Source organism: Chloroflexota bacterium (assembly GCA_020161265.1).
Lineage (GTDB): Bacteria > Chloroflexota > Chloroflexia > Chloroflexales > Herpetosiphonaceae > Herpetosiphon.
Genome location: JAIUOC010000007.1, coordinates 275,777 through 288,361, shown reverse-complemented (window position 1 = coordinate 288,361; position 12,585 = coordinate 275,777). Strand labels below are relative to the sequence as shown.

The 12,585-nt window shown below is 50.2% G+C and carries 13 protein-coding genes; 6 read left to right on the top strand and 7 right to left on the bottom strand.

From position 1 onward, the window contains the following. Positions 1 to 4: 4 nt before the first annotated feature. Complete coding sequence (locus LCH85_17225) at positions 5 to 757, bottom strand: anti-sigma factor antagonist (GenBank protein ID MCA0353738.1); 753 nt, start codon at positions 755 to 757, stop codon at positions 5 to 7. A gap of 20 nt (positions 758 to 777) precedes the next feature. Further along, a complete protein-coding gene (locus LCH85_17220) occupies positions 778 to 1,128 on the bottom strand; it encodes an STAS domain-containing protein (GenBank protein MCA0353737.1) in 351 nt (116 codons plus the stop codon). A gap of 147 nt (positions 1,129 to 1,275) precedes the next feature. Between LCH85_17220 and LCH85_17215 the strand changes: the two genes are divergently transcribed. Beyond that, positions 1,276 to 1,734, top strand: a complete 459-nt coding sequence (locus LCH85_17215; protein MCA0353736.1) for an META domain-containing protein — start codon at positions 1,276 to 1,278, stop codon at positions 1,732 to 1,734. A gap of 152 nt (positions 1,735 to 1,886) precedes the next feature. On the opposite strand, the gene LCH85_17210 is transcribed toward LCH85_17215, so the two are convergent. Further along, positions 1,887 to 2,309: a DUF4345 domain-containing protein gene (locus LCH85_17210; GenBank protein ID MCA0353735.1), complete on the bottom strand. Its 423-nt coding sequence runs from the start codon at positions 2,307 to 2,309 to the stop codon at positions 1,887 to 1,889. Positions 2,310 to 2,555: 246 nt separating this feature from the next. On the opposite strand from LCH85_17210, the gene LCH85_17205 reads away from it, so the two are divergent. Continuing rightward, positions 2,556 to 3,050 (top strand): hypothetical protein, encoded by a 495-nt coding sequence (locus LCH85_17205; GenBank protein MCA0353734.1) that lies wholly within the window; start codon positions 2,556 to 2,558, stop codon positions 3,048 to 3,050. An 8-nt stretch (positions 3,051 to 3,058) separates the two neighbouring features. Here LCH85_17205 and LCH85_17200 read toward each other — a convergent pair whose 3' ends face one another. Further along, a complete protein-coding gene (locus LCH85_17200; GenBank protein ID MCA0353733.1) occupies positions 3,059 to 3,529 on the bottom strand; it encodes a hypothetical protein in 471 nt (156 codons plus the stop codon). Positions 3,530 to 3,656: 127 nt separating this feature from the next. Here LCH85_17200 and LCH85_17195 point away from each other — a divergent pair, with 127 nt between their 5' ends. The 3 genes from LCH85_17195 (at position 3,657) to LCH85_17185 (ending at position 8,111) form a co-directional block, all read left to right on the top strand. Continuing rightward, a complete protein-coding gene (locus tag LCH85_17195; protein ID MCA0353732.1) occupies positions 3,657 to 6,263 on the top strand; it encodes a LuxR C-terminal-related transcriptional regulator in 2,607 nt (868 codons plus the stop codon). Positions 6,264 to 6,367: 104 nt separating this feature from the next. After that, the gene (locus LCH85_17190) at positions 6,368 to 7,126 is read left to right on the top strand and encodes a DUF4386 domain-containing protein (GenBank protein MCA0353731.1); all 759 of its coding nucleotides are present in this window, start codon (positions 6,368 to 6,370) and stop codon (positions 7,124 to 7,126) included. Positions 7,127 to 7,148: 22 nt separating this feature from the next. Then, entirely contained in the window at positions 7,149 to 8,111 is a 963-nt protein-coding gene (locus LCH85_17185; GenBank protein MCA0353730.1) for an NAD(P)-dependent alcohol dehydrogenase, read from the top strand. A 60-nt stretch (positions 8,112 to 8,171) separates the two neighbouring features. Here the strand turns inward: LCH85_17185 and LCH85_17180 are convergent, their stop codons facing one another. From LCH85_17180 to LCH85_17170, 3 genes are all read right to left on the bottom strand, one after another. After that, positions 8,172 to 9,827: an FAD-binding dehydrogenase gene (locus LCH85_17180; GenBank protein MCA0353729.1), complete on the bottom strand. Its 1,656-nt coding sequence runs from the start codon at positions 9,825 to 9,827 to the stop codon at positions 8,172 to 8,174. 80 nt (positions 9,828 to 9,907) lie between these two features. Further along, positions 9,908 to 10,984, bottom strand: coding sequence for a HAMP domain-containing histidine kinase (locus LCH85_17175; protein MCA0353728.1), 1,077 nt, complete (start codon positions 10,982 to 10,984; stop codon positions 9,908 to 9,910). Beyond that, positions 10,977 to 11,672 carry a response regulator transcription factor gene (locus tag LCH85_17170; GenBank protein ID MCA0353727.1) on the bottom strand — a complete coding sequence of 232 codons (696 nt, stop codon included), beginning with the start codon at positions 11,670 to 11,672 and terminating at the stop codon, positions 10,977 to 10,979. Before LCH85_17170 ends, LCH85_17175 begins: the two co-directional genes overlap by 8 nt. A 277-nt stretch (positions 11,673 to 11,949) precedes the next feature. Between LCH85_17170 and LCH85_17165 the strand changes: the two genes are divergently transcribed. Then, positions 11,950 to 12,570 (top strand): M15 family metallopeptidase, encoded by a 621-nt coding sequence (locus LCH85_17165; GenBank protein MCA0353726.1) that lies wholly within the window; start codon positions 11,950 to 11,952, stop codon positions 12,568 to 12,570. Positions 12,571 to 12,585: the final 15 nt, after the last annotated feature.

The following is a 12,585-nucleotide window of genomic DNA, read 5'->3' as shown; positions in this document are numbered from 1 at the left end:
CACCTTACTCAACATCTGCCAACGCTGCAAGCGCTTCATCACGAGTGCGGTGAATGGTAAAGATTTGGGTGAATCCTGTCAGGGTAAAGACCTCGGCTACCGCTGGTTGCAATGAACACAAGCGTAGTTCGCCGTTGGAGCCTTTGAGTTCGCGAGCCAACAACAGCAAAATCCGCAGACCGCTGCTGCTTAAAAAGGTTACGCCCGTAAGATCAAGCAAGATGCGCCGCCCGCCAGTTTCGGCGGCCTCATGGACAATCGTCGCTAAGGCTGGTGCTGCCGTGGCATCAATCCGGCCTTGAACTGGCACAACCCGCACATCTTCGGGCAGTCGTGTCCCAACGATTTTACTCATGTGTAACTCGTTTTCACCAGTTTCAGGATTGTAATTGAATTGCACATCATCCATCATCCTGCCCATCAAATACATTCCGAGGCCGCCAGCCTCGCGAGTTTCGATTGATGAGGTGAGATCTGGAGGAGGAACAGTTTCAGGATCAAAAGGAACCCCGCGATCGAACAGTCGTACTACAAAACGGCTGCCATCGCGTCCGCAGACCAAGCGAACATCACCGGGACGTTCAGCAGAGTAGGCGTGTTGGATGATATTGGTGGCGGCTTCATCAACTGCCAATTCAATTTCCCACGCCGTATGTTCGTTAAGCCCAGCATCAAGTGCTGCCTGATAGGCAAACTTACACAGAGCACCGAGCGAATCGAGCAGCCCTGGCAGTTTAAGTTCAGCGGTTTGCGCCATATCGTCTCACCGAAATTCGTCTAGAAGCTACCAACAGCTTCCACCAAGTCGTCGTAAATTTGGAACAATGGCGTGAAGCCAGTCAAGTCGAATACTTCGCGAATCCGTTGAGGCAGATTGGCAATCCGCACATCACCACGGTCGAGTTCGCTTAATTTCCATTCGCGGGCTTTTTTGCGAGCTTCGATCAACACCCGTAAACCTGGGCTGCTGATATACTCTAAGTTTTCGAGATCGAGGACGATCAAATGGCGATTTTCCTCGAAAATCTGGTTAATCTTATCGTTCAGGGCATCTTTGGTCTCTGCAGCCAAGCGCCCTGACACTGTGATAACATCAACGCGATTATAGGCTTTATGGGTAATATCCATGTATTCCTCCTGCCACCATTGTAAGCGGGTTACATTTTGGCGAATCTGTGGCCTATTATAGCACAGCGATATTAATTTCTTAGGGAACTTTTGGCCGAGTTTTAACGTTTTGGCTTTGTAACAGATACTTTTTTTGGAGGATACCCAATGCGCCGCACGTTTACGATATTTGCTCTCTTAGCTGTTTTGGCTGGCTGTGGTGGTGCGACCACACCAACCGCGATGCCAACCAATGTGCCCACCGTTGATGTCTCACAGCCTGGTGCTACTGGCTTGGCTGGCTCAAGCTGGAATGTTTTGCAAATCAATGGTCAACCAATTAAAGGTACACAAGCCTTACCTTTAACTTTTGAATTGGATGGCCGCGCTTCAGGTCATAGTGGCTGTAATGGCTATTCGGGCGAGGCCAAAGTTGCTGGCGAACAGTTGACCCTTGGCCCATTGATGTCAACCAAGATGGCTTGTGCTGAAAACGAATTGCAACAACAAGAAACCACCTTGTTTCAGGCACTAGAAAAAGTAACTAGCTATAAGATTACTGGCGATAAGCTGAGTTTGCTGGATGCAAGTGGCACAGTGGTGGTCGAATTGGTCCAACAAGCCTAAATTCTCTCACTCCCTAGTGCCGTGAGTGTATCAAGGGTAGGTTTTAATCGCATTCTGTGGCGAATGATTGATTAAAAACCTACCCTTGTAAACGTCGTGATGCTCTTGCAGCATCAAGTAGACCAACCTGAGGCCGTTGTCGCCACCATCGATTAATGCGTTTTCAAGGCTTGATGCAGCCACCAGTGCAGCCCCAACATCAAGCCAATTTCGGCAATCAGCGCTAGCAATAATTCGCCACTGAACAAGATCTCAAGATTGTTGGCACTGAAACGGAGCAAGCCACCAACAATAAACGCCGTAAAAATGGTTTGCAATAGCAAGCGATGTTTGGCCAAATCGCGCACGGCCAGTAGGATGCTCACCCCAAGTGTGCCAAAAACTCCTGCCAAAAAGCGAAAATGGCTATCGTGGACGGTATACCGCAGATTGTTTGGATCGGCGACTTGCGGCGGTGCGCCCTGCCAACCGAGCGTTTCAAAGCCACCTAGCCCAAAATCAAGACTAATATACAAACTCATTGATCCCACCAAGACCAACACGATTTTTAAGCCAACTAAACTTGTTCGTTGCATCTATCAGCTCCTAAACAATGTGAAATTGATGCAAGTACACTACACGTTGACGTAGGGTTAACTGCAAGCCTACGTCATAATTGTTCATTTTTCAGCCTAAAAACTGCCGATTATCCCAACCATAGATTTTCGGCCTGTGGGGTTGTTCAACATCGTGAATTCGGTTTACTTAATCATTTTCAAGCCTGATCAAAGATATTCGATCAGACCTATAATGTGGTTATCATCGAACGAGGGAGTTGTCACTTGAACCGAGAATTGTTCCCCAAGCACTATTATGCAGCGCTCGAAGCTATTGCCGAAACGCATCAGGCCGCGCTTCAAAAACTTATGACCGAGTTTGAAATCTATGCCGCAAACAGTGGTTTCAGCGAGTTGATTGTGGCCTGCAATGAGGCACAAAGTGTCATCCAACGATGTGCAGAACGGGGGATCGCAATTTCTGCCCTTTCGTGGTGGTGTCATGTTACCCCTGCCAATCAAACAGCGTTTGGTTGCCCCCATGGGTTTGGTGGCCCAGCAACGAGGATTGGTCGCTTAAGCGAATGCAACCAATATTCCGAGTTTGAGATTGTGCCACCCACAAATGGCTGGCCCAGCCAAACACAAGCAATTGCGTTGCATTGTGCTCAACAATTAACAAGCTTTATCGCTCAGCAATTGCCACTTGAGCCATTTTATCGACCTTGTTTGCAGATTGGGCTTGCTTTAGCTGTGCCAAATTGGCAACGTAACGAATGAGTATAAACTCAATCCCATAGGCCTTTTGTCCCAAAATCGATCACAATTGTACGAAGTAAATCAGCGTTGATCTGCAAATAGACCTGCTCTGAGGTTTTGAGCCATTGCCCTTGCTCAGGATCGTTGGTTGGATCAAGGCTTATGCGAATTAATCGACGTGCTTGATCAGTTTCAACAACGATTGGGTTTGGGATAAATCGCTCGCCTGATGCAGGGATAGCAAATTGAACTGAACCACGTTTAGCTTTATGCGGGACGATGATTGCATGATTTAAACGCGGCTTGGCAAACACATCGATATTTGCCACCCAACCTTCGGCATCAAGATCAATAGTTAATTGATTATCAATGTTAATCGTATATGCCCATTGCAGTGGCAGCGAATTGTAGATTGAAATGATTTTGCTTGAACGATCATAGGCAGCGAGTAACTTGCTATTGCTATTGGCTGACTGCCTGATTAATGCCTTCAACCCCATGCAGTGCTCCTCGGGTTATTTCGATCCTAGCCATTGATTAGCTGCAACATCATGGCCTTGATTATAGCAAACCTGCTCATTTACGAGGCTAACATGAGTGGTTTGCTTTATAATTAAGGCCATGGTGATGCCAATATTAACGACTAAATGCTATATTCCAGTTCCCCGTTTGAACGGTGTCGTGCGCTCGCAGTTGCTCGAACGCTTGAAAGCGCGTCATGATCGGCGTTTAACGGTGGTGTCGGCTCCGGCTGGCTTTGGCAAAACGATGCTTGTAAGCCAGTGGATTGCGAGTTGCAAGCAGCCTGTTGCTTGGCTGACACTAGATCAAAACGATAATGATCTGGCGCGATTTTTGGTGTATCTTGTCGCAGCCTTACAAACAATTGAGCCAGCATTTGGCTTAGAAATTATTCAGCGGTTACAAGCCCCAGAATTGCCCTCAACTGAAACTATCTTGTTCTTGCTGCTGAATCAACTGGCGACAATTGAGCAACAATCGATTTTAGTGCTTGATGATTATCATTGGCTGACGGCCAAACCAATTGCTGAGGCCATGCGCTTGCTGCTTGAACGCTTGCCTCCCCAATTGCAACTTGTCGTTATTAGCCGTGAGGAGCCAGATCTGCCCTTGGCGCGGCTCCGAGCGCGCCATCAATTAACTGAGCTGCGCGTGGCCGATTTACGCTTCACGGTCGCAGAAGCCCACCAATTTCTCACCCAAACAATGGAATTAGATCTTTTAGCATCAGCAAGCCAAATCCTTGCCGATCAAACTGAGGGCTGGATTGCGGGCTTGCAATTGGCGGCAATTTCAATCCAAGGCCAGCAAGCATCAAGCCCGCTGATCGATGGCTTTACTGGCAATCATCGGTTTGTGCTGGATTATTTGCTTGAAGAGGTATTGCAGCAACAACCTGCCGAGATCCAGACATTTTTGTTGGTTACTTCGCTGCTTGATCGGATGTGTGGCTCGTTGTGTGAGGCAGTTTTGGCTGCTGCTCCTGCTTCGGGCGTGGCAACCTTAGCCTATCTTGAACGTGCCAATCTGTTTATCGTGCCACTTGATCATGAACGGCATTGGTATCGCTATCACCATTTATTTGCCGATTTGCTACGCCAGCGTTTGGCGACTAGCCCATTAGGCCGTGATCTGCCTGAGTTGCATCGACGAGCCAGTCATTGGTACGAGGCTTATGGATTTGGGATTGAGGCTTTTCGCCATGCCGCCGCTGCCAACGATTTTGCCCAAGTAGAACGGCTGATTGATCAGCAGCGGATTTCGTTACACGTTCGCGGTACGGTCACAACCTTGCTCGATTGGTTGGCAACTGTGCCAAAAAGTGTTTTTGAGCAGCAGCCCTCGTTGTGGTGGCGGCATGCGTCGTTGATGTTGATGCTTGGCCAAACCTCCGGTGTTGCCGAAAAACTTGATGCTGCCGAAGCCGCGCTCCAAAGCTCTCCAGATGATCACCAAACGCGCAACTTAATTGGCCAGATTGCAGCATCGCGGGCAATTTTGTTGTTGGCTCAATACCAATTCGCCCCAACGCTGGCGCAATCGCAGCGAGCCTTAGCCTATTTGGCCGCTGATAATGTGTTTTCTCTGACCTCGGCCTACTGGACGTTGGGCTTTGGCTATCTGGCTCATGGCGATCGAGCGGCGGCACGCCAAGCCCTGACCAAATCTGTTAGTTTGGCCCAAGCATCGGGCAGCAGCTTTATCCGAATTTTGGCAACGATTGGTCTGGGCCAGCTGCAAGAATCGGAAAATCAACTGTATCAAGCCGCTGCAACCTATCAGCAAATTCTTGAATTGGCGGGTGAGCAACCACTACAAATTATCTACGAAGCCTACTTAGGCTTGGCGCGGATTTATTATCAATGGAATCAGCTTGATGCCGCTGAACGTTATGCCCAACAAAGCCTTGATTTAGCCCAGCAATACGACCGCCTGATTGATCGTTCGATTATTTGCGAACTTTGGCTGGTGCGCTTGCAACTGGCGCGGGGAGTCAACGATCAGGCTACGACCAAGCTGGGGCAATTGGCCCAAAAGGTGCGCCAACAGAATTTTAGCCAGCGGCTGCCAGAGATTATCACGACCCAGATTGGCGTGCTGTTGGCGCAAACAGAGTTTCAGGCCGCCGCTGAATTAGCCCAAACGATTGATGCCCCATTAATTCAGGCGAAAGTTTTGCTCGCTCAGACAAATGCGGCGGCAGCTATGGAATTACTGCAACCCTTGATCGAGCAATTTCAAGCCAAGGCTTGGCAGGATCAACAGCTGCATGGCTTGATTTTGCAGGCCGTAGCGCAGCAACAACAAGGCCAAAAAGCTCAGGCAACCCGCACATTGCAAGCGGCTTTGGCTATGGCAGAACCAGGTGGCTTGATTCGAATTTTTATTGATGAAGGGCCGCCACTGAAACAGCTATTGCGTGAGTTAATTGGGCGAGGGTTGGGTAATGCCTATGCTCGCCAAATTTTAGCTGCCTTTGCGCAAATGCCGTTGATGCCAAGCACTCAAACTGCGCTGATCGAGCCATTAAGTGAGCGCGAACTTGAGGTGTTGGGGTTGATTGCTGCTGGGCTTTCGAATCAGGCGATTGCTGATCAATTGTATCTTTCGCTGTATACGGTCAAAGCCCATGTGCGCAATATTTATGGCAAACTCAGCGTTAATAATCGCACCTTGGCGGTGGCTAAAGCCCAAGAGCTTGACATATTATAACGATTTGCTGATTAGTCCTTTGTAATAGTTCTTTAGAGCTATGAGTTGCTGTTGCTCCATCGGCTATGCTGGCCCAAGCAATTATCGCTTGATGGAGAATAACAATGAAGCTTCAAACTGGACGAATCAGCCTTCCGCACAGCGCCGAGCAACCTCAACCAGATTTGGCTGGACTACGTTTTAAATCGCGCATGGCTGGCGCAATCTACCTGTTAATTATCATTGGTGGTCTGTTTGCGGTGGGATTTGTACCAGCCGCCCTGATTGTGGTCAATGATGCGGCGGCAACAGCCCTCAATATTCAAACCCAACCGAGCCTTTATCGCATGGGCTTGGCGGTACATTTAATTATTGCCTTGTGCAATATTCCCTTGGCGGCAATTTTCTATGATCTGTTTCGGCTGGCGAAGCCGATCCTAGCGCGAATGGTGTTGTTTTTTATTCTGGTGGCCGTGGCGATCGAGAGTGTCAATTTGCTCAATCACTTTGAGCCATTAATCTTGTTGCAAAGTGCCCGTTATGCCAATGGCATTCCAACGGAACAACTGTATTTGCATGCTGCCAGCGCCCTCGAATTGGAAACAACCGGCTTTAACCTCAGCTTGGCCTTTGTTGGCTGTTATTGCTTAACTGCTGGTATGTTAATTCTGCGCTCGCGGATCTTGCCGCGCTTCGTTGGGGTATTGTTGGCGCTTGGGGGCGCAGCTTATGTGATCAATTGCTTTATCAGCATCCTTGCTCCCCATGTTGCTGCCAGTCTTTTTCCATTCATTCAAATTCCTTCATTTCTGGGCGAAGCCTCAATTTGCCTTTGGCTGCTGATCAAAGGTGTGAAGGTTGATGTTAGCCAGAACGTTGGGTAAATTGAATAGGCAAGGAATTTCGATGAAAGCAATGCTTTTTTATAAATATGGCAGCCCAAACGTACTTCAATTACGTGAGGTTGAACGCCCCTCGCTTCAGGCTAACCAAGTGTTGATCAAAGTCCATTCAGCGTCGATCAACACGCTCGATTGGCATCAAATGACTGGGCCAATCATGATTCGTATGTTGAATGGAGCCTTGCGTAAGCCAAAAATTAACTCGCTTGGCTTAGATCTCGCTGGCTTGGTCGAGGCGGTTGGCCCGCAGGTAACTAAATTTAAGCCTGGCGATGCAGTTTTTGGCACGGCTCAAGGGTCGCTGGCGGAATACGTGTGTGCAACCGAAGATCAACTGGTTTTGAAACCTGCGAATGTTACATTTGAGGCGGCAGCGGCAACTCCTGTGGCAGCATTTACCGCAATCTACGCTCTGAGCGATTTGGGCAAGATTCAAGCTGGGCAGCGGGTGTTGATCAATGGTGCTTCGGGGGCGGTTGGCAGCTTTGCCATCCAAATTGCCAAAGCCGATGGCGCTGAAGTAACTGCGGTCTGTAGTTCGCGCAATGCTGAAATTGCCCAAGCGATCGGAGCTAGCCATTGGATTGATTATAGCCGTGAGGGTTTGCGCCAGCATCGTCAACGTTATGATCTGATTCTTGGAGTCAATGGCTATCAATCGATTTTCAACTATCGTAAAATGCTCACGCCGACTGGTCGATATATTGCAATTGGCGGTGCTTTGCCGCAAATTCTGCAAGCGGTCGCCTTAGGCCGCATACTATCGCTAGGAACTAGCAAGACCTTGCAATTTCTGGGAGTTGCACCGATTCGCCATACGACCTTATTGAAGCTCCAACAGTTGTTAGAGTCAGGCCAACTTAAGCCCGTCATTGATCGCTGTTACCGCTTGTCCGAGGCGGCTGACGCGCTGCACTACCTTGGAACTGGCCATGCCCAGGGTAAAATTGTGATTAATGTGCATTAAATGCTGGGCTGAATTAGAGATTGAGCGGCTTCAAGTTTCTGATTGAAGCCGCTCAACGAATTAAGCCAAGGCCTCAGCCGCTGCCCTGCCGGCGGTGCGCCCAGAAAAAATACAACCACCAAGGAAGGTGCCTTCGAGCGAACGATAGCCATGCATGCCACCGCCGCCAAAGCCTGCTACCTCACCAGCAGCATATAAACCGCTGATCGGCTGCCCGTCTTGGCCGATCACTCGTGCCGAAAGATCGGTTTGTAGGCCACCTAAGCTTTTGCGGGTCAGAATATTCAAACGCACCGCAATCAATGGCCCAGCGCTGCGATCTAAAATTTTGTGCGGTTTGGCAACCCGAATCAATTTATCGCCGATGTAGTTACGAGCACCGCGCAAGGCCGTAATTTGCATATCTTTAGTAAATGGGTTGGTCATTTCGCGGTCGCGTGCCTGAATTTCGCGCTCAATCGCCGCCGCGTCTAGCAATGGCTCTGCGGTCAAGGCATTCATGCCTTTGATCAAATCGGCCAAATTGTCGCGCACAACGAAATCGGCTCCATGGCGTTTGAATGCTTCGACTGGCGGAGTTGCGCCCGGTAAGACCCGACCGAGCACTTGGCGCACGCTTTTGTTGGTCAAATCGGGGTTTTGCTCTGAACCAGAAAGCGCAAATTCTTTTTCGATAATTTTTTGAGTCAGAATAAACCAGCTATAGTCATAGCCAGTGTGCATCAAATGTTTGAGTGTGCCAAGGCTATCGAAGCCCGGGAAAAGCGGCACAGGCAAGCGCTGCCCAATCGCATCGAACCATAACGACGATGGCCCGGGCAAAATCCGAATCCCATGGTTGGTCCAGATTGGCTTCCAATTCTGCAAGCCCTCGGTATAATGCCACATGCGATCAGGGTTGATAATTGTGCCACCAGCAGCCTTGGTAATTGCCAACATGCGCCCATCGACATAATCGGGCACCCCAGCAACCATGGTTTTGGGAGCTTGGCCCAGCCGTTCAGGCCAATTTTTGCGCACCAAATCGTGGTTTGCACCGATGCCACCTGAAGTTACAATCACGGCCTGTGCTTGAAATGTGAAGCTACCAACGACCTTGCGCGAGCTTGCTGCACCGCGTGGCAGGCTGCTTGGCTCCAAAATATCTCCCTCGATGCCTGCGATAGCCCCGCCATTGAGCAATAATTGATTGACCCGATGGCGAAATTTAAGCGTGATCAAGCCTTTTTGGGCGGCGGCTCGCACACGGCGCTCAAATGGTGCAACCACGCCTGGGCCAGTGCCCCACGTAATATGAAAGCGTGGTACCGAATTGCCATGACCAATGGCCCCATAGCCGCCGCGCTCAGCCCAGCCAACCACCGGAAAAAAACGCATTCCTTGATCATAGAGCCATTGGCGTTTTTCGCCAGCAGCAAAGGCCAAATACGCCTCAGCCCACTTGCGCGGCCAATAATCTTCAGGCCGATCAAACGCGGCAGTTCCTAGCCAATCTTGCAATGCTAATTCATAGGAATCTTTGATTTTGAGGCGACGTTGTTCTGGGGAATCGACGAGAAACAAACCACCAAACGACCAAAATGCTTGACCACCAAGATTCTGCTCGGATTCTTGATCAACCAAGATCACCTTTTTGCCGGCATCGGCTAGCTCAGCAGCGGCCACCAGCCCTGCCAAACCTGCTCCAACAATGACCACATCGGCATCATAGTGCATGGGTGCTCCATTCTGCTGCATTAGGTATTTGGTTGATTATACGCGATTTTACTAGCTGTTAGGCTTTAACCTAGCAACGTTTAATGTTTTGGTTGGGCAGCGATCGGCAGGTCGATTGTGACACAAAGTCCACCGCTGGCTCTAGGCTTAAGGGTCAGTCTGCCATCGTGGGCCTCGATGATGCTTTTGACGATTGCCAGACCAAGGCCAACGCCCATGTGGTTGCTATGGATTCGTTCAGTTCCACGGCGAAATGGCTCAACCAGTGTCGCAATGACATCAGAAGCCAGCTTTTCACCAGTATTTTCGACTGTCAGTCGAGCATATGTGGCATGGATACTGGTTGTAATCCAGACGTTGCCTTGTTCTGATATATTATGGACGATGGCATTGTGCACAAGATTTGTTACAACTTGCAAGAGCAACGCGGGTGAGCCAAGTGTGGGAGTCATATCGCCATAGGTTTCGATCCTGAGGTCGCGTTGCTCGGCAAGTGGTAGTAGCGTTTCGCTTGCTTCTTCAGCAATCAGCGATAAATCAAGCTGCTCGCGCTCAAAAGAGCGTTGATTGGCCCGACTCAGCAGCAGTAAGGCTTCGGTGAGGTTGATTGCGCGGCTATTGACGGTGTAGAGCCGATCAATCAAATCGCTAGCAGGGTGTTTTCGGTCGCTACGGGCGACTTCAAGCAGCGTTTGGGTAACTGCCAGAGGTGTGCGTAGTTCATGCGATGCATTGGCAGCAAAGCGTTGCTGTTCAGCTACATGGGCTTCAATTCGCGCCAGCATGGCATCGAAGCTATCAGCAAGTTCGCGAAACTCATCCTGACGGCCTGCCATGGCAATGCGATGCGCGAGTGATCCATTGGCAGCGATGCGAGTGGCGTTGGTGATTTGCGCCAAGGGGGCAAGCATTCGCCCTGCAAGCAGCCAGCCGCCTAGCAGGCCGAATACCAATAATAGCGCTAGCATGGTTAACGATCTCAGAATAGGCTCACGAAAAAGGTCGGGCACAAACCGCCCGATCACAGTAATTGCTGCTTCGGGCACATAATAAAATACCCACATGGTGGCAAGCATCAAGATCCCAGTGAGCATGAGAAATCCTGCGTAGCTAAGGGTCAGTTTAATCCGCACGCTTAGCCCTTGCGACCTATTCACAAATACCTCGTTCGTTTGCACCATCGCTGCCATTATCGATGCGGTAGCCAATTCCAGCCACGGTAGCGATTAGCCAAGGCTCGCCTAGCCGCTTGCGCAAGCCAGAGATTGTGATCCGCACGGCATTGGTGAATGGATCGGCATGCTCATCCCATGCTCGTTCTAGCAATTCCTCGGCACTAACAATCCCACCTTCGGCTGCGATCAGAATTTCGAGTACGGCAAACTGTTTGCGGGTGAGTGCAACGTAGCGCCCATTACGGTAGACCTCGCGCCGAAATGCATCGAGGCGTAGGCCGCTGATTTCGCGCACAGGTGGCCGATTGTGAGCACGCCTGCGATCAAGCGCCCTTAGCCGTAGCACTAATTCTTGCAGGGCAAACGGCTTGGTCAGGTAATCGTCAGCGCCAAGTTCAAATCCTGAGGCCTTATCATCAAGCCGATCAGCAGCAGTCAGCATGAGAATTGGCATGCCACTCTCCGAAGCGACAATTTGTTTGGCAATCTCGTCACCAGAGGGGCCAGGAATATCACGGTCGAGAATGGCGATGTCATAGGAGTTGATCGCTAGTAGTTCTAGTGCCATATTACCGTTGCCTGCGATATCTGCTGCGATCGCAGCCAGCCGCAACCCATCGCGGATGGCATCGGCGAGATAGGGTTCGTCCTCAACAATCAATACTCGCATGCTCAAGTGCTCTCCTTAGCTAGGCCCAGATTATAGCAGTTGGCACATATCGTTGGCATATTGAAAATTTCATACGTTGTGCTAACACCCCGCCAGCTAGACTGCCAGCATGATAAAGCACAAACCAACCCAAACCTATCGGAAACCTCGGCTGCTTGGCGTTTGTTTGCTTGGCATCAGCCTATGCGGCCTGATCGTTGGCTATCGATTTTTGCTGGCATCACCCTCACCAAGTTCGTCGAATAATGCCGTTCATGATGAACAGGCTTGGCTGCCCATGCCGCTAGTTCAAATTGATGAAGCAGCGATCGTACAACCTAGCACTACTGCTCAAGCTGAGCCACCTGCCCAGCGTATTACGCCAGCCGCCATGCCTGATGAATTACCCGTTGAGGAGCGGGTGATGCCACGAATCGATCTTCCGCGTGATGAGGCTCCCACCATGCTTAGCACAGCTGATGGTCTCGTGCCTGATGGCACAACGGTTTTTGATGAGCTGCCTGGCATTACCAAGCTTGAGCCTGCGCTGCTAGATGCTTTGCGCCAAGCAGCGATCGATGCGGCTGACCATGGAATTAGCTTCTATGTCATGAGTGGTTGGCGCTCACCAACCTACCAAAATCTCCTGTTTCGTGAGGCGGTTGTTAGTTATGGCTCGGAAGATGAGGCTTCTCGCTGGGTCGCGACTGCGGAAACATCGCCGCATGTTTCTGGCGCTGCAATCGATCTTGGCGGCTACGAGGCTATAGCATGGCTCGCTGAGCATGGCGCAAGCTATGGATTGTGCCAGATCTATCTGAATGAACCATGGCACTACGAATTACGCCCCGAAGCGCTTGAACAGGGTTGCCCGCCAATGTACGCCGACCCAACCCATGACCCACGCATGCAGCAATAATCCTATTTTTTGGAG

What these genes read in the sequence shown, in the direction of transcription:
- LCH85_17170 (MCA0353727.1), bottom strand. Translation starts at nt 11,672, where the DNA reads ATGCGAGTATTGATTGTTGAGGACGAACCCTATCTCGCCGATGCCATC.
- LCH85_17180 (MCA0353729.1), bottom strand. Translation starts at nt 9,827, where the DNA reads ATGCACTATGATGCCGATGTGGTCATTGTTGGAGCAGGTTTGGCAGGG.
- LCH85_17220 (MCA0353737.1), bottom strand. Translation starts at nt 1,128, where the DNA reads ATGGATATTACCCATAAAGCCTATAATCGCGTTGATGTTATCACAGTG.
- LCH85_17215 (MCA0353736.1), top strand. Translation starts at nt 1,276, where the DNA reads ATGCGCCGCACGTTTACGATATTTGCTCTCTTAGCTGTTTTGGCTGGC.
- LCH85_17225 (MCA0353738.1), bottom strand. Translation starts at nt 757, where the DNA reads ATGGCGCAAACCGCTGAACTTAAACTGCCAGGGCTGCTCGATTCGCTC.
- LCH85_17200 (MCA0353733.1), bottom strand. Translation starts at nt 3,529, where the DNA reads ATGGGGTTGAAGGCATTAATCAGGCAGTCAGCCAATAGCAATAGCAAG.
- LCH85_17190 (MCA0353731.1), top strand. Translation starts at nt 6,368, where the DNA reads ATGAAGCTTCAAACTGGACGAATCAGCCTTCCGCACAGCGCCGAGCAA.
- LCH85_17185 (MCA0353730.1), top strand. Translation starts at nt 7,149, where the DNA reads ATGAAAGCAATGCTTTTTTATAAATATGGCAGCCCAAACGTACTTCAA.
- LCH85_17195 (MCA0353732.1), top strand. Translation starts at nt 3,657, where the DNA reads ATGCCAATATTAACGACTAAATGCTATATTCCAGTTCCCCGTTTGAAC.
- LCH85_17210 (MCA0353735.1), bottom strand. Translation starts at nt 2,309, where the DNA reads ATGCAACGAACAAGTTTAGTTGGCTTAAAAATCGTGTTGGTCTTGGTG.
- LCH85_17165 (MCA0353726.1), top strand. Translation starts at nt 11,950, where the DNA reads ATGCCGCTAGTTCAAATTGATGAAGCAGCGATCGTACAACCTAGCACT.